Source organism: Pseudanabaena sp. PCC 6802 (assembly GCF_000332175.1).
Lineage (GTDB): Bacteria > Cyanobacteriota > Cyanobacteriia > Pseudanabaenales > Pseudanabaenaceae > PCC-6802.
The window spans coordinates 601406-625879 of the sequence record NZ_KB235910.1 but is presented as its reverse complement, the minus strand read 5'-3'; the positions used below and the strand labels follow the sequence as shown (position 1 = coordinate 625879).

The following is a 24474-nucleotide window of genomic DNA, read 5'->3' as shown; positions in this document are numbered from 1 at the left end:
CGTGGCTACTAAGTCTGGTTTAACAAGGTTTATGAACCAGCACCCCATTTAGGAAAATATCCGCTACTCCCTCTGCCATCTGCCGTAAGTCTGAGGGCGAACCACCATTCATCATGGTTTCGTTGCTAAACCCTGCTACCGCAAACATGCCGACAAATACCCGCGCAATCACCTTAGGGCTGAGAGAGTCGCGGTAAATCCCCTTGGCGATCGCTTCGGTAAAAAAGACTTCAGCAATGTCTGTCATCTTGTCTACGACTTCGGACTGGATGCGATCGCGCAGGTCAGGATGAAACTGCGCTTCCATAAAACATACCTTCATCATGTCAAGGTTTTCGTTCATATTGCCCATGCGACGATGCATCATCTGAGCGATCGCCTTATAGCTTCCCATTTGGCTTAACTCAGTCAGCAAATCCGTCAAAATCGTCACCCATCCCTGGGTGGCAACTTCAACGAGAATCGCTTTTTTATTATTAAAATAACGGAACAGGGTGCCCTCAGCCACGCCAGCATGTGTTGCCAGATCTTTTGTGGTTGTACCATCAAAACCCTGTCGAGCAAATAGTTTCTGTGCTGATTGCAAGATCTTGCTTCTTGTATCCTGCTCAGCTTGAGACTGATGACTGCTTAACTTCATATGAATACGCCAAAGAACCATGCAAGCATTTACATATTTTGAAGCAACTACTCACTGAACTGCGGATTACTGCATAATTTCTTTAGAAAAAGTAATTATTCCTATTACTTTTACTCAGTGCAATAACTCATAATTTTACAAACATGCCACTCGAGCCAGAAATATTGCGTTTACACGATCTGCTGCCAGCATCGTGGCGCATGTCAACCAGGATAATACCCAAACTAGATCGAGAAACTATAATTGCCAGCACGCCAATATTGCCTTGGGCAAATAATACTTTAATTACGATCGAGCCAACACTTTGGATGCAGCTAAGTGTCGTGCATCGGGATTTACTATTACTGCGCGAAGTTGCCTGGCGGCAACAGGCAAAGTGGTTTAAACCCGGTACCTACCAAGCGATCGCCTTACTATCGTTTTTGGGCGGAATGTTTGAGTTAATGCAGGGAGATACGGTGGGTATCGCGATCGGGATTATGCTTACTACAGTAGCAGTGGAGCAAGTACGCCGCCGCAGTAAGGGAACCCAAACTCAGATTGAAGCGGATAACGAAGCCATCCAGGTGGCGCAAAGACGCGGTTATACGGAGAGTGCTGCCGCAAGAGGGTTACTCGATGCCGTGCAGTTTGTTGCCAAACTAGAAGGCAGGTCTAACCTGGAGTTTACGGAGTTAGTACGCTGCCAAAATTTGAGAGCGCTCGCGGGCCTATCTTCGGTAAGGGTACCAGTTGAGGAGAATTAACGCAGTACAGATGAGATCTCATTGTTCTGGGGCACAGTCCTGGTTTGGAAATGATAACTTAGATGTAGTCCTGTAAATTTGAATGTACGTCAAAGGTGAATTATGGCATTAGAGTTGACCGCTGAAAATGTGGAAAATGTTTTAGATGAATTGCGGCCCTATCTGTTGGCAGATGGCGGTAATGTGGAGCTAGTAGAATTAGAAGGTCCCGTGGTTAGGCTGCGCTTGCAGGGTGCCTGTGGATCTTGCCCCAGCTCTGCCATGACCCTGCGCATGGGAATTGAGCGCAAGCTGAGAGAGTCCATTCCTGACATTGGTGAAGTAGAGCAGGTTTACTAATTAGTCGTCCCTGAAAACCGCTATATCTCTAATATTGCCTGGCGACTGAAAGTCGCGGCTACACGCATAAAGTCCGCGCAGGCGGACTTTAAGTGCCAGGGGGTAACTAAACAGGATTTGGGATCGAGCGATCGCTTGAAGTGGTATCGGATCGGTAGGATGACATGCGCAGGCGCGAACCCTGTAGGGCTTGCCCGTGTCATGCAGCGGCTGGCTGTTGATGATGTTGATGAATGCGTTAGATCCAATCTATACCTTCGCCGCACGATTCATAGACTTGCCCTCAACTTCGCGAGACTTTTTACCTCGCCAGATCAATCTAAGAGGCGTGCCAGTAAAACCTAGGGAAGAGCGGAATTGCTTTTCGATATAGCGGCGGTAGTTGTCGTTAAATCGCTTCGGATCGTTGACGAATAGAACGATCGCAGGTGGCGAAGCAGAGATTTGAGTACCGTAGTAAATGCGTCCTTGTTTACCCTGGCGCGTGACGGGGGGAGAATGCCAAGATGAGGCTTCAGTCAAGACCTCGTTCAAAACCGCAGTAGAAACGCGACGACGATGCTGTTCCGCTACGATATCCACCTGGTCGAGAATTTTTGCTACCCTCTGACCCGTGAGAGCGCTGACAAAGATAATCGGCGCATAATCCACAAACATCATGCGACTGGTGACTTCCTGGGTGTAGTCATAAATGGTGTAGGAATCTTTCTCGACCGCATCCCATTTGTTCACCACGATAACGCAGGCGCGACCTTCATCATTAATCCGACCAGCTAGCTTTTGGTCTTGCTCGGTTACACCATCTAAAGCATCGATTACCAACAGCACTACATCAGAGCGATTAATCGCCTTGAAAGCGCGATTGATCCCAAAGAATTCGGCTCCATATTCCACATTTTTCTTGCGGCGAATACCAGCCGTGTCGATCAGGCGATATTTCTGCCCGTTTCTAGTCACGATCGAGTCGATCGCATCTCTCGTTGTCCCCGCGATCGGGCTGACAATGCAGCGCTCCTCACCTGTAAACGCATTGAGCAAGCTAGATTTACCCACATTAGGACGACCGATGATGGCTACTTTGATCTCATCGGTTTCCGGTTCCACAGTTTCCGGATCGGGGAAGTGCTTGACCAGCTCATCAAGGAGATCGCCCGTACCGTTGCCATGAATACCAGAGATGGGTATAGGTTCGCCCAGTCCCAATTGCCAAAACTCGGCAGCGAGCGCCAGCCCAAAGTTAGCAGCTTCGCATTTGTTAACCGCTAGAATCACAGGCACGGACTGAGTTCGGAGCCATTGGGCAATTTGCCAATCGGCAGCAGTAATGCCATCAATACCATCCACCATAAAGATGACGGCGCAGGACTGCTCGATCGCCGTAAAAGCCTGCTGTCGGATCAGTGGTAAAAATTCCGTATCGTCGGCAAATACCAGCCCACCCGTATCCACTACAGTAAAATCATGCTTGCCCCAAAAGCAATTACGATAGGTGCGATCGCGCGTAATTCCAGGCTCGTCGAATACGATGGCGAATTGCTCCCCTGCTAGTCGGTTTACCAGCGTAGACTTCCCCACATTGGGACGACCAACAATAGCAACAATAGGTAGCGGCATGATTTTTATGGGGTTATTAGAGGTCAAACCTTTTTATTCTAGCCTTTTCTTTTGCAAAGGGGCGAGAGTTTGACACTCTAAAATATTAGGCAGGTAGCTCAAAGAAATCCTCACTTTGAATTTCTGCTAGCAACGCTGCCAGAGCGTCATATTGTGATTGAGTTAAAGAATAATCGATAATATCCATACATCGATCCCCCCAAGGTATGTAAGTAATAAGTTTAGTCTGCTTTTTGGCTATTCTGTAAGTACACATTTGTGTCCCCTCATCTGAGACTCTCTTATAGTAACTACTATCCTTGGAGAAAGCTTCACTTGGTCGATTGAACTGGATCTCGCCCGATCGCGCCAAAGGACTAACCCTACTGGGCTAGAATTAATTCACCCGATTGGGTGATGACTCGTTTGTGTTATAGCGCTTTGCAATTGAGAACGGGTTTTATTGATGGGGTGAAGGGGTAGAACCCCTTCTTGGGGGCGTTGCCCCCAAACCCCCTTCTCGTTTTCATCTGAAAACCGCTATAGCTGCGAAATAGATGGTTGCACCGCTAAGCTATACATCTTTAGCCGCCTGATAGCGCGATTTGAATATTCTTTGCTGGGTGTCATGCGCGACTATGGGTGTGGGATAGTTGTGCTTTCGGCATTGATGGGGGGGGATATTTCCACTGAGTAACTCGGCTGTGGTTAAACCTTGGAGTTCGGGCAACCACTGCAAAATATACTCGGCTTCAGGATCGTATTTGCGCGCCTGCGTCATGGGGTTGAAAATCCGCAATGGTTTTGTATCCATCCCGCTAGAAGCACTCCATTGCCAGCCACCATTATTGGCAGCAAGATCGCCATCCACAAGCTGCTGCATGAAATATAGTTCTCCCCACTGCCAATTTAGCAATAGATCCTTAGTTAAGAAGCTAGCCACAATCATACGACAGCGATTGTGCATCCAACCAGTTTGATTCAGTTGTCGCATGGCGGCATCGACAATAGGATATCCCGTACGCCCCTCGCACCAGGCAGCAAAATATGCCCTATTATCATCCCACTCAAAGCGTTGCATCTGAGGACGATAGGCACCGATCGCCAGTTCGGGAAAGTGAAATAGCACGTTTTGATAGAACTCGCGCCAGGCAAGTTCCTGCTGCCAGGTTTGGATGCCGTTCGCTTCTTCTTCACTGCGGACGCGGTCGGTAGCAGCGATCGCGCTTTGCCACACCCGCCGAATTCCAATCGTGCCGAAGCGCAGATGCGGACTCAGCATAGATGTGCCAGCTTGGGATGGGATATCTCTCGCTTCTTTGTAACGCAGGATGAGATTGGAATCGCAGAAAGCATCGAGGAGCGATTGGGCAGCGCTCTCGCCAGATTTCGGTAGAATTTGATTGTGGCTAAAACCCAACTCCGATAGAGTAGGTAGAGCGATCGCTCCAGCTTGTTGGCAGGCGCGATCGTAATTGCCGAGATTTGCAATTTTATCCATTCGAGGGGGGCGATTCCCTACGGGATGCGTACCGCCGTAAGGATGGGGTTTGGGTAAACTTATCCAATTACGCCAGAAGGGAGTATAGACTTTATATGGTTCGCCGGAATTGGTCGCGATCGCGGCCGGATCGTGCAAGCCAATGTCGATAAAGCCTTTCAACTCAACGCCAATCCCTTTAAGAGCATCGCGGGCAGCCCCATCCCTTTGACGGGCATAGGGCTCGATATCGCAGTTAAAAAATACCTGCTTCACCTGGAATGCTTCAGCTACTTGTCGTAGAGTTTGAACTGGTTCGCCATAAAAACACAGCAGATCGCTGCCTAGCTGCTGATAGTTAGCCTGCAATTCCCGCAGACAACCCAACATAAAATCCACTTTACCGCCACCCGTTTCCATACTTTTAAGGATGGCCGGATCGAAGATAAATATGCCAACTACTATAGCGCCTTGCTGCGAGGCAGCATGGAGGGCAGGGTTATCGTCAATCCGCAGATCGCGTCGATGCCAAACAATTGTAAGGCTATGGTTGGATTCTAATGTTGCAGTTTGAGGCATAAATAAAAAAGGCGCGATCTTCAGCCACGCCCTATCGTAACACCAGCAGGGGCAAACGACCGTTCGCCCCTACATGCGGTATGGTATTTTTCTTCACACCCTTAAGTTCCAGTCTTGGATTTACTTAACTCACTGTACGTAGAAGACCCTGAAACCCTCACCCCTAACCCCTCTCCCTCAGGGAGAGGGGAACAAAACCAAGACGGGGGCTACGCCCCTGCGACCCTTATGTGTAAAGGTAAGTACAGGTTAAAATATATAAGGATTCCGCGTAAAGTCAGTTACTTAATATCCGTAACTGCCATTGACTTTGGCATAGGAATCAAAGGTCTCTCCATCGCTAGCAGCAGTGGTTCCTGGGGGGTAATACTTTCTTGAGGTTTAATGGTATTGGAGGCGGTGGAAAAATTTAAATCTTTTGTCGGCGAGTTAAAAGTTAATATCGAGCCAACTGCACCTACCAGTACTGCTACAGCCGCAATACCTCCCCATGCCATGCGACGGTGCCTAGAGCGCTCCTCTAGCTTAGCCAGCACTCGATTTACTACCACCTCAGTCTTGTCTCTATTCGCTTGTGCTTCCACCCGAGTGCTGCCGGGCACAGGCAAATCGATCAGTAACTGGCGCAGTCTGAGTTGTTGATGGTACAGATTGCGAAAGCTAGGTTCTGTTGCCAGCCATTGCTCGACCTGGCGCTTCTCAGCAGGACTAGTTTCATTGTCCATGTAGAGACTTAATAGCTCGAATTGCTCTTCAGGATCGGGAGTGTGCATTTTGTTATCGTTTAGGTTATTCATAACTGGGAGACCTCTACTTCACAGGCTGGATATGTATGGTTGAAGTTGGGTTTGTAACCTGATTCTAGCTCTGGCAATACGCGATTTGACAGTACCCAGAGATACACCTGTAATCTCAGCAATTTCTTCGTAGGAAAGCCCCTCAATTTCTCTCAAGACAATCGTTTCGCGGAAACCTGCGGGTAGATCGGCGATCGCTTTGCGCAGATACTCGTAAAATTCCTGAGTTGACAAATTATCTACGGGCCCAGGTTCGTTACTGGGCAGTTCCCATTCAATTTCTCCACCATCACCAGTCTGTAGGGGGTTATCTAACGAAACTGAGGTGCCAACGCGCTTGCGCTTGCGCAGTTCGTCATAAAACAGGTTTGTGGCGATTCTGCTCAGCCAACCGCGAAACTTCTCTGGTTCCTGCAAGCGCTTGATATTGCGATAGACTCGCAGCCATACTTCCTGGGCTAGATCTGCTCTATCTTGCCAATCTGGTGCTAACTTGTACAGCAATTGGTCAACATGTGACTGGTGCCGACGCATAATTTCGGCGAAAGCTGACTTGCTGGGCTGCGAGCCTTGCTGGCACAGGCAAACCAAGTCTAGATTAGAGAGTTTTTCATCTGACACTGAGACTGAGGGATATTCAACCTCTGCTTTTGTTGACCAAGAAAGGCTATAGCTCATCACCTAGCTCCAAAAGTTTGCTCTGGGCATAGTGACGCTTTGGGAAATGGGATTGTTCCGACGTTAGGTGTCCGGTGCTAGGAAGACTCTGGTTATTTTATGCAGCGTTACGAACTGCGATTTAAATTATTACCATTGCTAAGCCTTGTCCAAAAGCGATAATAGCAGGTACTGTTCCTGGTTTGAAATAATAAGAATTATGCAGCGATCGCAATGGGTAGCAATTCTGACGGGTGCCATCACCGTCATTTTGGGTGTAGGCTATTTGATCTTGGTGCAGCTATTAGACTGGCGTGGCGAAATGTTGCCAGCCCCCACCGATCTTTCCTGGTTAAGGGATTGGGTTCTAGCAGTTAGGTTGCATTCATCGCTTTTTAGTTAAGATACAAAGTCATGATATTTTGCGGTTTCATGGTTATGCTAAAGCTGACCGCTGAAAGCCGATCGCCCTAAACCTTATGGATGCCAAACTTAAATTTACAAACATCAAACTATGGCAAGAATGGTGGCATCACAGCCAGATGCGCGCCATTTTGCTTTACCTAGGCAATTGGCAGCAGGGGAGTTACCTGGTTAGTACCAGTCTGTGCGGTCTATTACTGATTGGTTTGCTGGCTTTATTGCCCTATCTCTCAAACAATCAGATCGGTATTGTTTCGGCTGCGATCGCGATTTACTGGGTATTCCTTTGGGTTGGCGATCGCGCTAGCAAGGCAATAGATGCCGCCACCTCAGTCTGGACTCCCATTCATTTACCTCTGGCTGTCTATTGGGGCATTGCATCGATTGCTACCATGCTCTCGCCAGCGCGACGGGCAGCGATCGATGGTTGGGTCAAGTTGACCATATACTTCATCATCTTTGCCTGCCTCAACCGAGTCATGCGCTCTAGTAACAAGATTCCGTGGCGATCTCTTTTAGTGGGCACGTACCTGCTGACGACAGTTTTAGTTTGCATTCATGGCATGCGGCAATCGATTTTAGGCGCGGAGGATTTGGCAACCTGGACTGACCCTACTTCCGAATTAGCAGGCACTACGAGAATCTATAGCTTCTTGCTCAATCCCAATCTGCTGGCTGGATATCTCTTACCTGCTATCCCTTTGGGTGTGGTAGGAGCAATTCACTGGCGGAGTTGGGGCGTGAAGTTTGTGGCGCTCGGTGTCGCGATCGCTGCCTGGTACTGCACATCTCTCACCTACAGCCGTGCGGGGCAAATAGGGCAGATTGCGGAAGGTTTAGCACTGCTTATTTGTCTGGCACACTGGTGGGCCAGTCGGCTACCAAAATGGACGATCCCAGGAGTACTTAGTGGTGCAGTGGGTGCGATCGCTCTAGCGCTTGTCATCTTCCCCAAGCAAAGAGTGCGATTCCTCAGTATCTTTTTTGGACGCAATGACAGCAGTAATAACTTTCGCTTGAATGTGTGGATGTCTGTCTTGCAAATGATTAAGAAGAAACCCGTTCTAGGTTATGGGCCAGGCAACAGAGTATTCAATCAAATTTACCCCTACTACCAAAGACCCGGTTATAGCGCCTTAGGCGCTTATTCCGTACCTTTAGAAATTACATTTGAGTCTGGCATTGTTGGTTTAGCTTGCTATATCTGGTTAGTAGCTACGGTCATACGGTATGGATGGCAGAACTTCAACCGCTTGCGAGCCGAGCGAGCCTCAGAGGGGTTATGGATTGCAGCCTCCTTGAGCATCATAGTAGGACTAATGGCTCAAGGCTTATTTGACACCATTTGGTATCGCCCTCAAGTCCAGATTATCTGGTGGTTGGCGATCGCTCTGATCGCCAGCTTCTGCATTCAACCGATCGACCAAGCGCGCGCGCCCGAACAGCCATCACCAGACAGCGAAACACAAATATAGCCGCAGACAGAATTTGCTGGAACGCTCCAAGCGAAAACCAATCCCGCCTACCTTTGCCTTGACAAAAGTTAAGCGGGATTAGGTACCAGTTTGCAAGTGAGTTAGAGCGTGTTTAGCTGCTGAAGCGCTTGCAGCATCAAGATATTTCAAAATATTTCAAAGCCGACCGTACAAAGACTCAAGATATTCCTTGGATTAAGACATTCCCTGGATTATATAGTCGAAATAAGGTGCAGTAGCATCAGCATCTTCTTTGCTCATTAGAGCCAGCGAAGCATCTTTTAGGCAGCGAATCGAATCAGCCATACCTACTAGGGGTACTCCCAGAGAAGAATACATTTCACGCGCGCCGATCAAACCGATCGTTTCAATTGGTTCCTTGTCCCCAGCTACGACACCATAGGTGACCAGGCGTAAATACCAGCCATAGTCGCGCAGACATTGGGCGCGTTGCCTTTGTCCGTAGGCGTTACCACCTGGGGAAATGTAGTCTGGGTGAATCTTCCAAAGCTCGCCGCTGGCTTTCTTAACAATTTTATCTTCGTTTTCTGTCAGTAAGGTGGCAATTCGCAAGCGTTGGGCACCTGTTTGTAAAAAGCTGCCGATGCTGTTTAGTTCGGCGATCGTGGGATAGCGCAACTCATCGTCGGCTCTGAGTAAAACTTTACTAACTATACTCATAGGTAATTAAAAATAAGGATTTAGTGTAATTAGTTTAAACTTAATATCTGCTTTCATCTAGTTTACAGAAAAAGAGGCAAGACAGCCCTGCTATTTGTGCCGATCGCGATCTGTGTTATGGTCGAGTTAAAGCTAATCCGCAACCAGGCTCGAAATAGAGGCTTATGAGTACATCAAACCGGACTGCTGGCAGGCGATCGCAGAAGTTACATTCTATGCCGCTGCAAAAGAATTCTTCGTCAATCTACTTGCAATTGCATCAGTTGGCGAGCGAAAAGGAACGGTTAAAAAAAGAACTCCAGACCTTACACGATCGCTCCCAGCAAATTTTACAACGGTTGGACGATCTAGAACGCGAACGTACCAAGCTAGAAGCCGAAGCTACAGAAAGCGGTACCAAGCTCGATGATAGTTTGGATCGACTTAAAGCCGACCTCATCAATGCTTCCGGCGCGCCTACCAAACCCTCACCAGAGCAGAAGCCCAAACCCAAAAGCAATACTAGCGCTAACAATACCCCTAAATCTTCCTTTAAGAGCATGTCAATTGATTACTAGTACACCAAAACCAAAGTTTTGGAGGGGGTGGAGGGGGTGAAACCCCCTTCTGGGGGCTTTGCCCCCATTCCCCCATGTTGCAAAATTTATGATTTGCAACACTAGGTGCTAGTTCACAAGCTGAACTGAGCAATAGATAGGTGAATAACCCCATTCTCGTCTGCCTGCAAACCATCTCACTGCACCAGCACGCGCATAAGATCTCTTGCGTGCATGGTGGTTCTGCAAGCCAGATCTATTGAATAAAACAAAGCCACCTAGGCTACCATAAACAGCTTAATATTGTCAATTTTTCTTAAAAACCTGTTATGATTTTAGTATGAAGCATTAAAGAGGAGGCACAAATGCGTACTCTTAAACAAGAAAAGAAAAACGAGCTTCTCCGCCCTGGATACACCGTAGATGAGGAAGGAACGTTCAACGTTTATGCGATTGAACCGACCATGTATCTGGAAGAACCCATTACACCGCAAGCGCAACGCCGCTATATGTCTTTCATGATAGGGGGTATCCTGCTGTTGCTGGTGACAATACTGACTGCTTTTAGCTTTGCAATTGGTTAGGTCGGGATTTACACGCAATGCGTTTGCTGCAGTGTCTTGGAATTAGCTAAGTATCGCTATCGGTACTTAGCTAATTCGGCGATCGCAGATCGCTCTAAACTCTAAATATTAACCCCAGATATACGGGCAAGCCAGAGTTCCCAATTGCGTAATAGGCGCGATCGCTCGCCCAGCCAGGAGGCTTTTTTGTTATCGATCGGCTGTACTAATATCGTAAACATGCCTAACCTGTTGCCAACCAGGACATCGGTGAACAGGCGATCTCCTACCATGCCTACCTCTGCCGGTTGCATTTCCATTACCTCTAAGGCCTGCCTAACTGCGCGTCGTGATGGCTTCCCAGCACGGCTGCGATAAGGTAAGTTTAAGGACTCGGCAATGCCCTGAATGCGCCGATTACTAAAATTATTGCTAATCAGCCAGATATTATAGTCATGCCGCATGGCATCAAGCCACTGCCGTACTTCCTGACATACTTCCGTTTCGCTATCACCAATAATCGTGTTATCTACATCCAGAACTAGCCCGCGCAGCTTGTGCTCCGATAAAAGCGCGGGTGTGAGTTCCCAAATGGGCTTGCGTAAAACAAGATCGGGAGTAATTAGCTGCCATGGATGCATTATGGGTTAGAACGAGATTGGGTCTGCTATGGGTTTCCAGTAATTATACCCGCGAACATATTCACGAACGTGGTTTCGGTTTTTCTGACCGAGGTTTTTCAGTTTTTGGTTTCTCAGGTTGTGTTTTTTCAGTCTGGAGTTTATCGGTTTGCTGTTTGATGCTATGGTCAACCTGATTTAGGGCTTTATTGTGTTCCGCCAATGTGCGACTAAAGATATGACTGCCATCGTAGCGCGCCACAAAAAACAGATATTCAGTAGGCTCGGGAGACAGAACAGCTTCGAGGCTGGCGAGTCCGGGCGCGGCGATCGCCCCTGGGGGCAACCCAGGATTGAGATAGGTATTATATGGCGAAGGCGTGCGGACTTGCTCGATGGTCAGCGGCTTTTCCTTGGTTTGCTTGATTTTAAGTCCGTATTCAACCGTGGGGTCAGCTTCGAGACGCATATTTCGCTTCAGGCGCTGCAAAAATACACTTGCAATTATTTTACGCTCCTTGTCTAATACCGACTCTTTCTCCACAATGCTTGATAGAGTGACCCATTCTGCCAAACTCAAGGACGGCTTGGGTTGAGTTTTTGTGTGAGACTGATACAGCGGTAATGCTACCTCTTCAAAGCGGTTGAGCATGAGGTCAACTACCTGCTCTGGGGTAATCTCCTTTTCCACTATTTGGTAGGTATCGGGAAACAGAAACCCCTCCAGACTCGCAATATCTTTGGGTAGCCAGGGTCTGCGACCGATCGCGCTTTTGCCCGTAGCAGCAATAAAGTCTTTAGCAGGGAAATAGCCTTTTTGCTCGAAGAATTCGGCCATTTGCTCTAGCGACCACCCTTCAGGTATGGTGAAGCGCACCTCTGTGGGTTTCCCTGTCTGCATCTGCGACACAACCTCACTAAGGGGCTGGTTCAGATTAAAGTCGTACGTACCAGCTTGAAGAGAGCGAGTATTGCCTTCTTTAATTGCCAGCCATTGCAACCACAACCTCAGGGCCAAACTAGAGCGGATTACTCCTGTAGATTCTAGTTCCTGTCCAATTACCTGCATGGGCGTGCCTTCAGGAATAACCAGCCTGATGGGAGAACTGGTAGTAGTATTATTAGTGGGTGCGGCACTGACCCATAACCACCATAAACCTCCGCCCCAAGCACTTCCTAAGATAGCGATCGGGAAGAAAAAACCATAGAATAACTGCTTAGATTTCTTCATCTAGATCCATCAAATGCTCTTCAACATAGGGTTGAATCCGCTGTATTTCCTCTGGGGTAAGTAACTGGGGTTTGCCGCTGCTATCTAGCTTGGCAAAAAACATGAGCGGATCTAACGACGTAAATATCGAATACTCTTGTTCCTCATAGAAAAAGTGGGCTAGCTCCTGGAATTCTTCGCTAGCTTCCTCATCCTCGGCATCAATTGTAAAGATTTCATCCTCATCTAGCTCCGGCAATTCTCCTGAGGCAGTTAATGTATAGGCGGTGCGCTGGAGCTTAAGGTTTTGCTCCGACAGCACGGCTTGAGCAATTGAAAAAACGCGGTCTAGCTCCTCTTCCTCAATATCAAGCAAGAGTTGGTCTTCTTCGTCATCCCCCTCACCCCAAGCAAAGATATATACAGCATGGTCGATTGGTTTTAACAGAAAATACTCCTCTCGATCGACCTCTAGGGTAATTTCAACCTGGCAAGGAAGCGTCTTACCTGTTTCATCAGTCAAACTCAAAATTGATTCGTCCATATGTTGGGGTGAAGTTGTACCAGTGCGAGTTTAATTCGATCTAGCTAATACCCAGGTTTAATGCTTGTAGCTTTTATGCGATCCAAGTAGTTCAGCACGCATAGATAAATGTACTTACTTGCTTGTAAACCGCTATAAAGCTCTAGATTTGGAATAACTTGGGTAATTGTTTTAAAGATTATGACAGTTTTTGGTAGCCAAAATACTTAGCTATAGAAATCCGAGATAATTCATTAGATATTTCGATAATTCCCCCGCATAGACTATCGTTGTTGTTCCAGCCATTGCTGCAAGATAATCGCCGCTGCTTTGCGATCGACTACCCCTTTGTGCGATCGCGTGGAAATTCCCTGTGCGTGCATCATCTGCTCTGCCTCAAACGAAGTTAGTCGCTCGTCAACGTATTCCAGGGTTAAGTTTAGTTGCTTAGCGGCAGCACGGGCAAACTTCTGCACTTGACGCGCCTGATAGCCCAGCGTGCCATCCATGTTGTAGGGTAACCCCACAACCAGGGTGTCGATCTGACGGCTATCCACCAGGGCTTGCAACTGTTCTAGATCTGCTTGCCAAGATCGCCGTTCGATCGTCGTAATTCCGTGGGCGATTAATCCAGTGCGATCGCATCCGGCAACTCCGATGCGCTTGCGTCCTACATCTAGGCCCAGTGCGGCAACGTACATCATGATTACTCTAGTAATTCCATACGAATTATAGAATGCGACCTATGCTTTATTTATTTATAGCTATAGCCAATAGGCTTAGGACGGGCGGGGTGCAGGGGTTCCACCCCTGCGTGGGGGCGCAGCCCCCACACCCCCTGTCCTAACAGATCTGTCTACGGCTATAAATGCGTAAGTCCTTTGAGCTAGACATAAGATCCAGGAAAAAATACGATGATGGCAGCCCATTCTTGAAATGCCATCCATGTCGTCAAGTTTAATCAGTACAGCTACCTTAGCTCAAATTGTCGATGCCGACGGTGTTGTGGAGTGGGACAGCCTCGATCGCGATTTCAGACAGCGAATATCTCGATCGCTCTTACCAGACAATACGCCCAGCCATGCGATCTATCCGTCTACGGTCGAGCAACTGAGCGCGGCGATCGCGTTTGCCCATGAAAATAATTACAAACTGCTCTTATGCGGTGCGGGGAGTAAGTTAAGTTGGGGTAATGCAGTAGGTAGCGTACAACTGGTAGTTAGTACGGCAAGGTTAAATCGCTTAATCGAACATGCTGAGGGCGATCTGACCGTCACGGTGGAGGCTGGGATGCGGTTTGCAGATTTGCAGGCAATCTTGGCAAAATCCGGTCAGTTTTTAGCAATTGACCCAGCATATGCCGATCGCGCTACGATTGGCGGTATTGTGGCAGCGGGAGATACTGGTTCGCTGCGCCACCGCTACAACAGCGTGCGAGACATGTGCATCGGGGTTTCGTTCGTGCGATCGGATGGCGAACTGGTGAAAGCAGGGGGGCGCGTAGTTAAGAATGTAGCGGGCTACGACATGATGAAATTATTGACCGGCTCCTACGGTACCCTGGGGGCGATCGCTCAGGTTACTTTTCGCTTATATCCTTTGGCCGCAGCCTCTGCCACGATGTTGCTAACGGGCGACATGGATGCGATCGCGCGAGCCAGAACTGAAATTCCGATGTCATCGCTAACACCGAGCGCGGTTGATTTGCTATCCGATCGCATAGTATCGAGCTTGGATTCGGGATTGGGTAACGGCTTGGGGCTGGCTGTGAGGTTTGATAGTATTGCGCAAAGCGTGACCCAGCAGTGCGATCGCCTTGCCGAACTTGCTAAGACTCTCAATCTTAAGGCGACAAAGATTGAAGACTCCAAGCGCTTTTGGCCTCAGTTACGGAATTTAATTTGGCAGGTTAGCGATCGCGATCGCACTGTAATCTGCAAAGTGGGGATTTTAGGTTCAGAAGCTTGTTCTGTGTTGAGATCGCTGTCAGGTATCTCTCCCGATTTGTCCGCTTGCGCACAGGTTCATGCTGGTAGTGGCTTAGGTGTTCTGCGTTGTGACTTCCGCGCAGAAGCTTCAATTGCAGATCGGGTGCACCAGATTCTCAAAATCAGAACTCTAGCTGAGAAAACAGATGGATTTCTCTCCGTGCTAGAAGCGCCAAATGAGTTAAAACAAGAGATGGACGTATGGGGTTACACGGGGAATGCGCTCCATGTTATGCAAGCGCTACAACAGAAATTCGATCCCCAGGGGATCCTAAATCCCGGTCGTCTATAGCAATCCCAAATCATTTGTACTTAGGGCTTACACAAAAGAGCCGGGATATCTGTCTTGAGGAGCTACGGGCTACACCCTTATGAGTCTCAGGATGCTTGCTGACCCATTGCTTTTAGCCAATTGTAATTAGCAGCGATCGCTCCACCAAAGCTGTCATAAACATTATATTTGACCCCAAACTCCCGGCAAACATCCGCCACGATGGGAGCCAGCTTGGGATAATGGATGTGGCAGACATGGGGAAATAGATGGTGAATCACTTGATAGTTAAGACCGCCAACATACCAGTTAAGGATATGATTATGAGGCGCAAAATCGACCGTAGTTTTCACCTGTAGAATTGCCCATTCATCGCTAATACTGTTGGAATCAGGATCCGGTTCGATAAATTCGGCTGGCTCCAGTACGTGCGCCAACATGAAAATTATGCAAATTACAAAGCCGTAGGTCATGTAAGCAATCAGGTAACCAAGAATCGCCTCTAGAGGAGAGTAGCCCACGTAAATGGGAACCCCAATCAACCATGCCATCCCCAATAACTTCAAACCAACTAAAGTAATTGATTCTGAAACTGAGAGTTTGGGAATTTTATGTGTGTGGTATTGGCGATCGAAAAATCCCAGTTTGATATCGCCATAAGACCAATAGAAGGGAATAATTGGGTAGATGAACCAGACAAATAGATGCTGAAACCTGTGGTACCACTTATGCTCCATCGTCGGTGACATCCGCACTAAACCGTCACCATGAATTTCCACATCGTGTCCCAACATATTTGTATAGGTGTGATGCAAGAAATTATGGCGGAAGCGCCAGAGATAGCTGGATAGCCCGATGACATCGTAGAGCAAGCCGATCGCTCTATTGACGCGATGATTGCTGGAATAGCCCCCATGATTGGCATCATGCCCGATACTCATACCCACGCCTCCCAGTGCCAATCCCACAACCATACAGCCAATTACCCTTGCGCCCAGAGGTAATGGTGCAAATACGGTAATTGACCAGGCTGAGAGCAACCATCCCAAAATGATGGCAGTTTTGAAATACATCGCCAAATTATCGCGGGGCTTAATTTGGTTAGAATTGAAATAGTTTTCAACTCGCCGATTTAATTCTTTTTTGAAACCTACACTCTTAGCAAAAGTCACCCTTGCTTGGTTCATGTCGTCAAAAACCTTCCCATATGTCATTTAGTTGCTGCTCCCCACGGGACTTTAATCTCTTAGCGCCACCACAGCAACTAAAATCTCCGTCAAGCACATGTGATACAAAAATTAGGTAGTGGTATGCAAGTAATGGTTACCGTGGGGTTGGGGGGCTTGCCCCCCAACCCCAATCGTTAAATATCATTACTTCTTCAGGACTACCAAAAATTAATTGTACCTTTGTGAACTTAACATAAATTAGTATCCAGGTTGCATCTGATTCTCAATACGTTTGCGGTCAAAATCTATGGCAAAACCCTATGACTGGATCGGCCATGCTCTACAGGTAGTTCACCAAGCGAATTGGCATCGATCGCCTGTCACAATTTCCAGTCGCGCTGACACTGTAGTCAAGATCGACGATCGCGATACGCTGATGTTTGCCAGCAATAATTACTTGGGTCTGGCGGGGGATCCGCGTCTAATTGAGGCAGCGATCGCCGCAACGCAAACCTATGGCACTGGAGCTACGGGTTCGCGCCTCGTATCCGGGCATTTAGATTTGCATCAGGAACTGGAAACCGCGATCGCCTCGCTCAAGCAGACCGAAGCCGCACTTGTATTTAGCTCCGGTTATTTGGCGAATTTAGGCGCGATCGCATCAGTGGTTGGCGCTCGCGATTTAGTTTTACAGGATGCCTACAATCATTCCTGCCTCAAAAATGGCGCTATTCTCAGTGGAGCGCAGGTAATTACCTACAGCCACGCTAATATAAGCAGCTTGGCGCGGGAATTGGAGCAGCATCGCGATCGCTACCGTCGCTGTCTAATTACTACCGATACGGTGTTCAGCATGGATGGCGATCTTTGTCCGTTGGGAGAAATTATGGATCTAGCCGATCGCTACGACTGCATGGTGCTGGTGGATGAAGCCCATGCCACTGGGGTATTTGGCGATCGCGGCGCGGGTGTCACCAATGCTTTGGGTATTAATAGGCCGTTAATTCAAGTAGGTACGCTGAGTAAAGCGTTGGGGAGTTTAGGGGGATATGTAGCTGGCTCGGCGGAGTTAATCGATTTTTTGCGGAACCGTGCCGCCAGTTGGATTTATACGACGGGTCTGTCTCCGGCTGATACTGCCGCTGCTTTGGCAGCAGTGAAGATTATTCAAACCGAACCGCAACGCCGCCAGCAGCTATGGCAGAATTTGACAGCTCTGAAACAAGCTCTGAGTGCAGTCCAGATAGAACCTTTCAGCACCGACTCGCAGATCGTCGCGCTTAAAGTTGGCGATACAACCCAAACCTTAAACGTAGCTGCCTATCTCAGACAAAATGACATATTTGCACCCGCCATCCGTCCCCCTACTGTACCGACGGCTCGCATTCGCCTGACGCTGATGGCAACCCATACCATCGAGCAGATCGAAGCTTTAGTTAACTGCCTGACAAAATGCCAATCTGAGCTAGCATTGAGTTAACTAGTGTTAAGGTGGTCAATGCTCACCCTAACCTAACTTAATTAACGATTAGCAATTGCCCATGCCTCTCAGTTTATCGAAGCCACCCGATCCCAGAGATCCTGAATATCAAAGCCTGGAAAGACGGGTTAATTTTGCTTTGCACGTTGGTATCTTTGCTGCCACAGTTTCGGGTATGTGGTTCGTGCGTTCCGTGCTCTATGCTGATTGGGATTGGACAATTCAGGTAACTGGAGTTTGGGCGTTACTCCTTTTGGGACACGCAATCTGGGTCTTCACGAAGAAATGAAACTTAAGAACTCCGACAAGTAAATTCAGCGCTAGGGAGCAATAAAAATTATGTCTATGACTTCAGAAAGTATCGAAAAATTAGCAGCCGCGATCGCCGAGGAAGTCTACATCGATATTGCGAAATGGCATTTATATCTAGGCGAAGCACATTTACACACCGTCCTGGCAGAAAAGTTTTACCCCATGCTTGCCGACGGCATAAATGCCGATGCAGTGGATCGGGTGCTGGGTAGCACGATGGTCAAGGTTGGCGGCGGCAAGCGAGAACTTCCCTTGAACGATCTGGTGCCAACTCAGGCACAGTCAGCTTTGCTAGATGTTCTCAGGAATTTTGAAGACTAGCCCGCATTATTATGAATGCAGTGCTTGCCACTCAAAATGCTAATCAGTGAAGCAGAGCTTAGTGATTTTGAAGCAACCCTGATTGATGTCGCTTTATAAAATTGCACAAGAACCCTACTACCAACCCTAAATTAAGAAAAGTAACTCATGCAAATCATGCTTGACCTACCTCAAGATCTCGAACAAGACCTTATTCGCCAGGCGGCTCAATCGAATATTCCGCTTCAAACCCTGATTCTTGAGGCTTTACGTCAGCTAACCCAAACTACACCGAATATAGTGGATAAGTGGTCTGATACTGTTTTATCCTATGAGGGGATGCCAGACTTCCCTGCTTTTGAGTCCTATCGCAGTGAACTCCTAACCCCAAGTGAACCTGAGCTTTTCTGATGCAATATCTACTCGATACTTGCGTCATCAGCGATTTTATCAAGGGTGAACTCGGCACTCAAAGCAGACTTAAGCAAACACCGCCTAGCAGTGTTGCGGTTTCAATTATTACGGTCATGGAGTTACGTTACGGCTTGCTCATCAATCCTCAACGCGCTCAAAAAATTGAATCAACGATCGCTAGCTTTCTTACTTCGGTGACAATTCTCCCTTTTAGAAATCTAGAAGCTGAGCGAGCAGCTCACATCCGTGCCATTTTAAAATCTCAAGGTCAGCCGATAGGTGCTTACGATGTTTTGATAGCTGCTACTGCTCTTCAGTATAATCTTCTCATGGTCACCGCAAACCAACGGGAATTCGGTCGAGTTCCTGGTTTGCAAACCGAGAATTGGCGGCAGTTGGGATTAAGATAATGACAGGAGGAATAGCTATGCCCAACACTACCCAGACTGTCCAAGAAATTTACCAAAATATTGTCGGCAAGCTGCCACTGAGCGATCGCCTGCATCTGGCTGCTTTAATCCTGAACGATCTAACTCAGCAAAATGTTAGTCTTATTGATATTAGTGATACCTGGACTGAGCAAGATCGGCTTGAGCTAACAACTTTTTCTTTGCAACACATAAAATGACATGGTTTAAATACAAACATGGTTACAACTATTGTCAAGCCGTCACTATTACTCCACGAGATCCAACTTGAACAAGTTGGGCAGTTCAAGCTTTTTAAATTTAGCGAGCAGTTGCAGACTCGCATGGAGCAGCTTCTTGATAAAAAGAAAGTGGATGAACTTACACTAGAAGAAATTCCTGAGCTAGAGATGATTGGAGAACTAGATCGTATCTTTATGCATATGAATGCAATGCTTGCCGCTCAAAATGCCAATCAGTCACCAACAAGCGACCCTTGCGAAGTCTGACATCAATCATTTTGAGGAAGAGCGATCGCACATTTTCTCATTTGAAATCGCTAAGTTAGTTTGCAGAGATAATTTGGGAGGAGGGAGGTTGGTTAATAGCAAAGGCGATCGCACCGAATAGAATCGTTATATCTGAATAATTTTGTTTGTCTCTTATAGAAATGGAAAGCTATGATAGTAGGTGAATTTTGCCGTTAGCTGGACTTTTGGAGACCTCGATTCATGACGACACCTCGTTGGGACGAGACATGGCATCGCCTGCGCGAATGGACTTCTGGACAGGGATTATCGGAGCGTCTCTCCGCGCAAGTGCTACTGGCCGATGGGTTTTCTGATCTTGACCCGAGTCACCCCCTCGGCGGCAAAGATGGTGGCAAGGATGCGATGTGCAGCAAAGATGGGCAACTTTGGGTGATGGGTGTTTATTTTCCTAGTGGTCAGCAATCCTTCGCTTGTATAAAAAAGAAGTTTCTAAGTGACGCAAAAGGTGCGCGCAAGAACAGCGCCGAAGGATTTGTTTTCGTGACCAATCAGGAACTCATGCTTGCTGAACGTCGGGATCTTGCCAATTCTGCGACAGATATTCGGACAGAAATTTATCACTTGGAGCGTATGACCACCATCTTGGACACTCCTGCTTTTGCATCCATACGCAAACAATTCCTTGGAATTGACTATCTTGAATTGGATACTTCACAACAACTTACCAAACTTAGAGAAGAGATGCTCTCTATCCAGAAGCGTATAGAGAGTGTACAGACTGGAGGTGATTCGTTCTGTTATTTTATGCTCTATCACTTTGACTTGGGGCTTTCTATTGCGCAGAACATCGTGGTTATAAGAATAGGTGAATTCCCACTGTATGATCTTCGAATTCGAGTGAGAGACATGGATGCGTCGCGAGATATCTTCAAGAAGTATTGGGGCGAGATCAACTCCCCCGCCGACTTTCTGATTGGTCGCTGGTCGCTGCTTCCAGCCGCATACTACCGCGTTTCTTTTCATGCCCGCAACGGAATCTGGAGTCAGGATCTTATCCTAAAAAGATCTGAGCAGGCAGAGTGTTGGCTTGCCGCAACCCGAGTCCTAGGACGCAACGGTCGCGACGTTACCCTCCTGCACATCGACAATGATTTCGAGACCGAGTTTGGATCGCCTGAGTGGCGAGACTAGATCAGAGCCAGCTAGCAAGTTGCCCAAAGCGATCGCTCACACTAAGCTTAAGCAACAGGGAGCGCCCTCTGCAAACGCTCCACCGCCAATCCCCTTTGATGTAGCAGCAAACTTGAGTATTTAGGCTTGTCCCAATGTTTCTATTTTACTAGCAACTGCTTGAGCGATCGCTTTTAAAGCCTGGGCAGAAGCAGATTCAGGATGACTGAGCGTGATAGGCACGCCGCGATCCCCTCCTTCGCGCAAACCAATTTCCAACGGCACGCAGCCCAGTAAAGGAATGCCCAGTTCAGATGCCGTCTTCGTACCGCCGCCGGAGCCAAAAATGTCGTACTGCTTATCGGGCATATCTGGGGGGATGAAGTAACTCATGTTTTCCACGATGCCGAGAATGGGAACGCCCATATTCTCAAACATCTGCAAGCCTTTATAGGAATCCAGCAGCGATACATTTTGCGGTGTCGTGACAATTACTGCTCCGGAAGTTGCCACCGATTGAATCAGTGTCATTTGGGCATCACCAGTGCCAGGTGGCATGTCCACGATTAAATAATCCAGCTCGCCCCAATTCACCTGGGTGAGGAATTGGCGAATAATGCCGTGCAGCATTGGCCCGCGCCAGGGTAACGGCTGGTGGCCGTGGGTGAATGCCCTGGAGACAATTTTGACTCCGTAGTTAAATGCGGGTTGCACGACATCCATACCATTGGCATCGGTGCTGATATGCTCGGCACTGAAGCGAAAGTCATCCATGCCCAGCATCAGCGGCACGTTTGGCCCGTAAATATCCGCGTCGAGGATGCCGACTTTTGCGCCCATCTCGGCCAGACCGACTGCCAGGTTAACCGATACGGTGGTTTTGCCCACGCCACCCTTGCCACTAGAGACGGCAATAATATGTTTGATGCCCGGAATTGCCATGCGATCGCCACCTGGTTTGGGTGGAGCCACAGGGTTAGGGTTAGTGGCAGGGCTATCGGAAATCACCTTGGCCCAGACATCTGTAACGCCATCCAGAGCTTTAATTGCAGTTTTGCACTTGTCGATAATCGTATCGCGATGCGGGCTGTTGGGATTTGCCAGCACCAGCGTAAAGCTAACTACTCCCGATGGCTTCACCACCACATCACGAATCATATTGAGTTCCACCAAACTCTTGCCCTGCTGTGGATCTGAAATGGGGGCGAGTACTTGCAGAATTGCGCGATCGCTAGGTAAATCAGTCATATAGATAAATTTATTCTTTCTGCTTATTATATAGATTCTTGTCTGGGTATTTGCCAGCTATTTGTAGCAGTTTCACCAACAGCTTAGGCAGCAGTCTTATGGCGACGGACAGCGACGAGGTAACTGACGAAAAGCACCACCATGACCAGATCGATAGCGATCGCCAGACCAGCCTGTTGCCCTAGATATTGCGTGCCATAGAAGAGAACCAGGCCGATGAAGATCAGTTTGCTGAGACCAGCAACGGTAAGGACTAAAGGGCGACTCGGCGGATCGAACGCACCGTAAATTAGCATTGCACCGACGAGCGCGATTAGCGCGCCCCAATTACGCACGACAATTTCAGCAAGGGGGCCTTGAAGCGCTGCTCCAAACATCGAGTTTAGAGCAGCTTGTGGGTCTACAGCAGCATAGAACATCGTGCATGTCAGTGCGCCAGACACTAACATAACCCACTTCATCTTGGCAACGAGTAAATTCATAGCGAATCCCGATATTGGGCGAAACATCAATAACCTGAGATTGATATTCCGACTAAGAGTATACCAAACAGAGATAAAACGGCTCTGGTGATATTACCTTTGTTTAGTAAGCCACGAATCTTAATTATTTCTGCGCGATCGTTTATATCCATTTTGAGTAATTGTGCATATGCAGGTTCATTGATTATTATTGACGCTACAAAAGAACCTGATATGTATAACAACGAGCCAGTGATAAAGAACGAGTTCCTGAAGCCATAAAGAAGATATGCTGCAAATATCAGAATTGGTACCGACACAATTGTGTTAATAACAACCGATTTTCTTCCTCTTACGATGATTTCTGAATAAAAAGAGTAATACTGTGCTTCTGTTAATGCGTTAAATGTTCCTCTAAGGACTGTGGAAAGAAATATTACGATTCCAGTAAAAAGAGAGGAAAGAAGTAAGAAAGAAATCTTAAAGAGTAATTCCATTAATGCCCCCTGAAAGTATTCTTGACACTGCGGAGTCAGTTACCCATAACTCGAGCAATTGATGCTGGTTCTAATTCTGGAGAAATACGGCTGAGGATGGAATTTGTAGGTACTTGTTGCAGGATTTCTTGCGCGAGCGTCCTGGCTCCAGTTTTACCCCAACCACTATGGCGGTGCATGGCGGCCTGCAAGCTCTGGAGTAGGAATGGGGTGGTGATGCCCAACCAGCCAATTTGAGTAATCTGGGCTTCCAGTCCCCAGGCGGATGTAACCGCAGCATTCAGCAAAATTGCCCCCAACCACAGCGGCAGGCTCGCTCCTGGTAATGCTTGCCCCGATCGCGTCCATACCAATGCTACAGGCAGATCGATGCCAGCACTAATAATTGCATCTAGCCAGAATGAAGGTGACAGGATCGAGGCGATCGCTTTAATTGCAAATACCAGAGACGCAACACTACGCAGGCGCGGTAATTTCTGAATACGGCGATCGCTGGCAGTATCCTGTATCTGAGCTAGGGTTCTCAGTGCATCGATCGCTAATAGAGCCTTGCCCTCCTGGTTGAGCAGATCGAGAATTTTTTGCTTGAGCGCTTGTATCTGTGGCGGCTGCGGTTCCCACGTCTCTGCAATACTTGCAGGATTTTGCGACCCATGCATTCCGGCATATTGCACTCTCACCTTTGTTGGTAGCGGTTCCGCTGCCGTCAAGATAATTTCATCGGGTGAAATCAGGTGTTGCAATTGCTTGTTTTGTAGTGCAGCATGGATGGCAGCGCGATCGCTTTCGGGATAGAGATCTACTTTGTTAAAAACCAACAGGATTGGTTTAGAGGCCGATCGCAACTCGGATAGTGTCTCCAACTCCAGGCGGGTCATGTCCCCTGCAACTACAAACAAAATCAGGTCGGCTTGCTTAGCGATCGCTTTCGCCATTTCACCTTTATCTTCGCCGTCGATCTCATCTAATCCAGGCGTATCGATCAGTTTGAGTTGAACTTTCCTGGCTGGCGCAGGCGCATCAATTGGTAATTGCTCTGTATTATTGCTAGACCGACTGAGATCGAATTGCACGCCCGTGGGGGTCTGCGTAGTGCCGTGCGTTGCACCTGTTATACCAACTTTTCTGCCCAGCAAAGCATTAATTACCGCAGTTTTACCCCGCGACACCAAACCAAAAACAGCTATTTCCACCTGGTGTTCTGCCAGCTTGAGTTCTAGTTCTTTGAGCTTCTCTATTTCGGAACTATCCAGATCGCCCGCGTAGCGATCGAGGTATTTAGCAATGCGATCGCGAGCTAAATTGAGGAAATCTGGAGTGGGTTGAGTTGGTAATCGATCTTTTAATGATGGATCCGATCGCAAATCTGACATGAAAATTAATAAAAGCAGTAATTGACAGGCG

General features: G+C 47.9%; 31 protein-coding genes. 15 read left to right on the top strand and 16 right to left on the bottom strand.

Annotation, left to right across the window (positions count from 1 at the left end):
* Positions 1-19: 19 nt before the first annotated feature.
* Positions 20-640 carry a TetR/AcrR family transcriptional regulator gene (locus tag PSE6802_RS0103160; RefSeq protein WP_019498614.1) on the bottom strand — a complete coding sequence of 207 codons (621 nt, stop codon included), beginning with the start codon at positions 638-640 and terminating at the stop codon, positions 20-22.
* A 143-nt stretch (positions 641-783) separates the two neighbouring features.
* Here PSE6802_RS0103160 and PSE6802_RS0103155 point away from each other — a divergent pair, with 143 nt between their 5' ends.
* Positions 784-1386: a DUF3318 domain-containing protein gene (locus tag PSE6802_RS0103155; protein ID WP_019498613.1), complete on the top strand. Its 603-nt coding sequence runs from the start codon at positions 784-786 to the stop codon at positions 1384-1386.
* 102 nt (positions 1387-1488) lie between these two features.
* Positions 1489-1725 (top strand): NifU family protein, encoded by a 237-nt coding sequence (locus PSE6802_RS0103150; RefSeq protein ID WP_019498612.1) that lies wholly within the window; start codon positions 1489-1491, stop codon positions 1723-1725.
* Positions 1726-1745: 20 nt separating this feature from the next.
* On the opposite strand, the gene PSE6802_RS34620 is transcribed toward PSE6802_RS0103150, so the two are convergent.
* From PSE6802_RS34620 to PSE6802_RS0103125, 5 genes are all read right to left on the bottom strand, one after another.
* Positions 1746-1928, bottom strand: coding sequence for a hypothetical protein (locus tag PSE6802_RS34620; protein ID WP_156815391.1), 183 nt, complete (start codon positions 1926-1928; stop codon positions 1746-1748).
* A gap of 46 nt (positions 1929-1974) precedes the next feature.
* On the bottom strand, positions 1975-3339 hold the full coding sequence (gene der, locus PSE6802_RS0103145) for a ribosome biogenesis GTPase Der (protein WP_019498611.1): 1365 nt from the start codon (positions 3337-3339) through the stop codon (positions 1975-1977).
* Positions 3340-3892: 553 nt separating this feature from the next.
* Positions 3893-5377: a cryptochrome/photolyase family protein gene (locus PSE6802_RS0103135; RefSeq protein ID WP_019498609.1), complete on the bottom strand. Its 1485-nt coding sequence runs from the start codon at positions 5375-5377 to the stop codon at positions 3893-3895.
* A 281-nt stretch (positions 5378-5658) separates the two neighbouring features.
* On the bottom strand, positions 5659-6174 hold the full coding sequence (locus tag PSE6802_RS0103130) for an anti-sigma factor family protein (RefSeq protein WP_019498608.1): 516 nt from the start codon (positions 6172-6174) through the stop codon (positions 5659-5661).
* An 18-nt stretch (positions 6175-6192) separates the two neighbouring features.
* On the bottom strand, positions 6193-6852 hold the full coding sequence (locus tag PSE6802_RS0103125) for a sigma-70 family RNA polymerase sigma factor (protein WP_019498607.1): 660 nt from the start codon (positions 6850-6852) through the stop codon (positions 6193-6195).
* A gap of 199 nt (positions 6853-7051) precedes the next feature.
* On the opposite strand from PSE6802_RS0103125, the gene PSE6802_RS0103120 reads away from it, so the two are divergent.
* Together PSE6802_RS0103120 and PSE6802_RS0103115 are read left to right on the top strand one after the other, a co-directional pair.
* Positions 7052-7234, top strand: coding sequence for a hypothetical protein (locus PSE6802_RS0103120; protein ID WP_019498606.1), 183 nt, complete (start codon positions 7052-7054; stop codon positions 7232-7234).
* A 76-nt stretch (positions 7235-7310) separates the two neighbouring features.
* On the top strand, positions 7311-8729 hold the full coding sequence (locus tag PSE6802_RS0103115; protein WP_019498605.1) for an IctB family putative bicarbonate transporter: 1419 nt from the start codon (positions 7311-7313) through the stop codon (positions 8727-8729).
* Between the two features lie 195 nt (positions 8730-8924).
* Here the strand turns inward: PSE6802_RS0103115 and PSE6802_RS0103110 are convergent, their stop codons facing one another.
* Positions 8925-9410, bottom strand: a complete 486-nt coding sequence (locus tag PSE6802_RS0103110) for an allophycocyanin subunit alpha-B (RefSeq protein ID WP_019498604.1) — start codon at positions 9408-9410, stop codon at positions 8925-8927.
* A 164-nt stretch (positions 9411-9574) separates the two neighbouring features.
* Between PSE6802_RS0103110 and PSE6802_RS27525 the strand changes: the two genes are divergently transcribed.
* Both PSE6802_RS27525 and psb34 read left to right on the top strand, forming a co-directional pair.
* On the top strand, positions 9575-9967 hold the full coding sequence (locus PSE6802_RS27525; protein WP_156815390.1) for a hypothetical protein: 393 nt from the start codon (positions 9575-9577) through the stop codon (positions 9965-9967).
* 344 nt (positions 9968-10311) lie between these two features.
* Positions 10312-10530, top strand: a complete 219-nt coding sequence (gene psb34, locus PSE6802_RS27520) for a photosystem II assembly protein Psb34 (protein WP_019498602.1) — start codon at positions 10312-10314, stop codon at positions 10528-10530.
* Positions 10531-10631: 101 nt separating this feature from the next.
* Here psb34 and PSE6802_RS0103095 read toward each other — a convergent pair whose 3' ends face one another.
* The 4 genes from PSE6802_RS0103095 to ruvX all read right to left on the bottom strand — a co-directional run bounded on the left by PSE6802_RS0103095 (position 10632) and on the right by ruvX (position 13569).
* A complete protein-coding gene (locus PSE6802_RS0103095; protein ID WP_019498601.1) occupies positions 10632-11150 on the bottom strand; it encodes a YqeG family HAD IIIA-type phosphatase in 519 nt (172 codons plus the stop codon).
* 61 nt (positions 11151-11211) lie between these two features.
* Positions 11212-12360, bottom strand: coding sequence for an endolytic transglycosylase MltG (gene mltG, locus PSE6802_RS0103090; protein ID WP_019498600.1), 1149 nt, complete (start codon positions 12358-12360; stop codon positions 11212-11214).
* Positions 12347-12883, bottom strand: a complete 537-nt coding sequence (locus PSE6802_RS0103085) for a DUF3727 domain-containing protein (protein WP_019498599.1) — start codon at positions 12881-12883, stop codon at positions 12347-12349. The genes mltG and PSE6802_RS0103085 overlap by 14 nt, the downstream gene beginning before the upstream one ends.
* A 263-nt stretch (positions 12884-13146) precedes the next feature.
* The gene (ruvX, locus tag PSE6802_RS0103080) at positions 13147-13569 is read right to left on the bottom strand and encodes a Holliday junction resolvase RuvX (protein WP_156815389.1); all 423 of its coding nucleotides are present in this window, start codon (positions 13567-13569) and stop codon (positions 13147-13149) included.
* Between the two features lie 238 nt (positions 13570-13807).
* Between ruvX and PSE6802_RS0103075 the strand changes: the two genes are divergently transcribed.
* Entirely contained in the window at positions 13808-15142 is a 1335-nt protein-coding gene (locus PSE6802_RS0103075) for an FAD-binding oxidoreductase (RefSeq protein ID WP_156815388.1), read from the top strand.
* 86 nt (positions 15143-15228) lie between these two features.
* Here the strand turns inward: PSE6802_RS0103075 and PSE6802_RS0103070 are convergent, their stop codons facing one another.
* On the bottom strand, positions 15229-16335 hold the full coding sequence (locus PSE6802_RS0103070; protein WP_225902634.1) for a fatty acid desaturase family protein: 1107 nt from the start codon (positions 16333-16335) through the stop codon (positions 15229-15231).
* A gap of 262 nt (positions 16336-16597) precedes the next feature.
* Between PSE6802_RS0103070 and bioF the strand changes: the two genes are divergently transcribed.
* The 8 genes from bioF to PSE6802_RS0103025 all read left to right on the top strand — a co-directional run bounded on the left by bioF (position 16598) and on the right by PSE6802_RS0103025 (position 20885).
* On the top strand, positions 16598-17770 hold the full coding sequence (gene bioF / locus PSE6802_RS0103065; protein ID WP_019498595.1) for an 8-amino-7-oxononanoate synthase: 1173 nt from the start codon (positions 16598-16600) through the stop codon (positions 17768-17770).
* Positions 17771-17831: 61 nt separating this feature from the next.
* A complete protein-coding gene (locus tag PSE6802_RS0103060) occupies positions 17832-18059 on the top strand; it encodes a hypothetical protein (RefSeq protein ID WP_019498594.1) in 228 nt (75 codons plus the stop codon).
* Positions 18060-18115: 56 nt separating this feature from the next.
* Positions 18116-18403, top strand: a complete 288-nt coding sequence (locus PSE6802_RS0103055) for a DUF3181 family protein (protein WP_019498593.1) — start codon at positions 18116-18118, stop codon at positions 18401-18403.
* Positions 18404-18550: 147 nt separating this feature from the next.
* Positions 18551-18793: a hypothetical protein gene (locus PSE6802_RS0103045; RefSeq protein ID WP_026103016.1), complete on the top strand. Its 243-nt coding sequence runs from the start codon at positions 18551-18553 to the stop codon at positions 18791-18793.
* Positions 18793-19206, top strand: a complete 414-nt coding sequence (locus PSE6802_RS0103040) for a type II toxin-antitoxin system VapC family toxin (RefSeq protein ID WP_019498591.1) — start codon at positions 18793-18795, stop codon at positions 19204-19206. The genes PSE6802_RS0103045 and PSE6802_RS0103040 overlap by 1 nt, the downstream gene beginning before the upstream one ends.
* 17 nt (positions 19207-19223) lie before the next feature.
* Positions 19224-19424 (top strand): hypothetical protein, encoded by a 201-nt coding sequence (locus PSE6802_RS0103035; protein ID WP_019498590.1) that lies wholly within the window; start codon positions 19224-19226, stop codon positions 19422-19424.
* Between the two features lie 18 nt (positions 19425-19442).
* Complete coding sequence (locus PSE6802_RS0103030) at positions 19443-19712, top strand: hypothetical protein (protein ID WP_019498589.1); 270 nt, start codon at positions 19443-19445, stop codon at positions 19710-19712.
* A gap of 222 nt (positions 19713-19934) precedes the next feature.
* Positions 19935-20885, top strand: coding sequence for a hypothetical protein (locus PSE6802_RS0103025; protein WP_019498588.1), 951 nt, complete (start codon positions 19935-19937; stop codon positions 20883-20885).
* A 120-nt stretch (positions 20886-21005) separates the two neighbouring features.
* On the opposite strand, the gene PSE6802_RS0103020 is transcribed toward PSE6802_RS0103025, so the two are convergent.
* From PSE6802_RS0103020 to PSE6802_RS0103005, 4 genes are all read right to left on the bottom strand, one after another.
* Positions 21006-22112 (bottom strand): Mrp/NBP35 family ATP-binding protein, encoded by a 1107-nt coding sequence (locus tag PSE6802_RS0103020; protein WP_019498587.1) that lies wholly within the window; start codon positions 22110-22112, stop codon positions 21006-21008.
* An 83-nt stretch (positions 22113-22195) separates the two neighbouring features.
* Positions 22196-22594, bottom strand: coding sequence for a hypothetical protein (locus PSE6802_RS0103015; protein WP_026103015.1), 399 nt, complete (start codon positions 22592-22594; stop codon positions 22196-22198).
* Positions 22595-22620: 26 nt separating this feature from the next.
* Positions 22621-23070 carry a hypothetical protein gene (locus PSE6802_RS0103010; RefSeq protein WP_019498585.1) on the bottom strand — a complete coding sequence of 150 codons (450 nt, stop codon included), beginning with the start codon at positions 23068-23070 and terminating at the stop codon, positions 22621-22623.
* 35 nt (positions 23071-23105) lie between these two features.
* Entirely contained in the window at positions 23106-24443 is a 1338-nt protein-coding gene (locus PSE6802_RS0103005; RefSeq protein WP_019498584.1) for an Era-like GTP-binding protein, read from the bottom strand.
* Positions 24444-24474: the final 31 nt, after the last annotated feature.

Coding starts and splice junctions, on each gene's coding strand:
- PSE6802_RS0103060 (WP_019498594.1), top strand. CDS start 17,832: ATGCCTCTCAGTTTATCGAAGCCACCCGATCCCAGAGATCCTGAATAT.
- PSE6802_RS0103095 (WP_019498601.1), bottom strand. CDS start 11,150: ATGCATCCATGGCAGCTAATTACTCCCGATCTTGTTTTACGCAAGCCC.
- PSE6802_RS0103040 (WP_019498591.1), top strand. CDS start 18,793: ATGCAATATCTACTCGATACTTGCGTCATCAGCGATTTTATCAAGGGT.
- PSE6802_RS0103150 (WP_019498612.1), top strand. CDS start 1,489: ATGGCATTAGAGTTGACCGCTGAAAATGTGGAAAATGTTTTAGATGAA.
- PSE6802_RS34620 (WP_156815391.1), bottom strand. CDS start 1,928: ATGACACGGGCAAGCCCTACAGGGTTCGCGCCTGCGCATGTCATCCTA.
- PSE6802_RS0103015 (WP_026103015.1), bottom strand. CDS start 22,594: ATGAATTTACTCGTTGCCAAGATGAAGTGGGTTATGTTAGTGTCTGGC.
- der (WP_019498611.1), bottom strand. CDS start 3,339: ATGCCGCTACCTATTGTTGCTATTGTTGGTCGTCCCAATGTGGGGAAG.
- PSE6802_RS0103120 (WP_019498606.1), top strand. CDS start 7,052: ATGCAGCGATCGCAATGGGTAGCAATTCTGACGGGTGCCATCACCGTC.
- PSE6802_RS0103110 (WP_019498604.1), bottom strand. CDS start 9,410: ATGAGTATAGTTAGTAAAGTTTTACTCAGAGCCGACGATGAGTTGCGC.
- psb34 (WP_019498602.1), top strand. CDS start 10,312: ATGCGTACTCTTAAACAAGAAAAGAAAAACGAGCTTCTCCGCCCTGGA.
- PSE6802_RS0103135 (WP_019498609.1), bottom strand. CDS start 5,377: ATGCCTCAAACTGCAACATTAGAATCCAACCATAGCCTTACAATTGTT.
- PSE6802_RS0103020 (WP_019498587.1), bottom strand. CDS start 22,112: ATGACTGATTTACCTAGCGATCGCGCAATTCTGCAAGTACTCGCCCCC.
- PSE6802_RS0103115 (WP_019498605.1), top strand. CDS start 7,311: ATGGATGCCAAACTTAAATTTACAAACATCAAACTATGGCAAGAATGG.
- PSE6802_RS0103045 (WP_026103016.1), top strand. CDS start 18,551: ATGCAAATCATGCTTGACCTACCTCAAGATCTCGAACAAGACCTTATT.
- PSE6802_RS0103055 (WP_019498593.1), top strand. CDS start 18,116: ATGACTTCAGAAAGTATCGAAAAATTAGCAGCCGCGATCGCCGAGGAA.
- PSE6802_RS0103075 (WP_156815388.1), top strand. CDS start 13,808: ATGTCGTCAAGTTTAATCAGTACAGCTACCTTAGCTCAAATTGTCGAT.
- PSE6802_RS0103030 (WP_019498589.1), top strand. CDS start 19,443: ATGGTTACAACTATTGTCAAGCCGTCACTATTACTCCACGAGATCCAA.
- PSE6802_RS0103010 (WP_019498585.1), bottom strand. CDS start 23,070: ATGGAATTACTCTTTAAGATTTCTTTCTTACTTCTTTCCTCTCTTTTT.
- PSE6802_RS0103155 (WP_019498613.1), top strand. CDS start 784: ATGCCACTCGAGCCAGAAATATTGCGTTTACACGATCTGCTGCCAGCA.
- bioF (WP_019498595.1), top strand. CDS start 16,598: ATGGCAAAACCCTATGACTGGATCGGCCATGCTCTACAGGTAGTTCAC.
- PSE6802_RS0103130 (WP_019498608.1), bottom strand. CDS start 6,174: ATGAATAACCTAAACGATAACAAAATGCACACTCCCGATCCTGAAGAG.
- PSE6802_RS0103125 (WP_019498607.1), bottom strand. CDS start 6,852: ATGAGCTATAGCCTTTCTTGGTCAACAAAAGCAGAGGTTGAATATCCC.
- mltG (WP_019498600.1), bottom strand. CDS start 12,360: ATGAAGAAATCTAAGCAGTTATTCTATGGTTTTTTCTTCCCGATCGCT.
- PSE6802_RS0103005 (WP_019498584.1), bottom strand. CDS start 24,443: ATGTCAGATTTGCGATCGGATCCATCATTAAAAGATCGATTACCAACT.
- PSE6802_RS0103070 (WP_225902634.1), bottom strand. CDS start 16,335: ATGACATATGGGAAGGTTTTTGACGACATGAACCAAGCAAGGGTGACT.
- PSE6802_RS0103160 (WP_019498614.1), bottom strand. CDS start 640: ATGAAGTTAAGCAGTCATCAGTCTCAAGCTGAGCAGGATACAAGAAGC.
- PSE6802_RS0103035 (WP_019498590.1), top strand. CDS start 19,224: ATGCCCAACACTACCCAGACTGTCCAAGAAATTTACCAAAATATTGTC.
- PSE6802_RS0103085 (WP_019498599.1), bottom strand. CDS start 12,883: ATGGACGAATCAATTTTGAGTTTGACTGATGAAACAGGTAAGACGCTT.
- PSE6802_RS0103025 (WP_019498588.1), top strand. CDS start 19,935: ATGACGACACCTCGTTGGGACGAGACATGGCATCGCCTGCGCGAATGG.
- PSE6802_RS27525 (WP_156815390.1), top strand. CDS start 9,575: ATGAGTACATCAAACCGGACTGCTGGCAGGCGATCGCAGAAGTTACAT.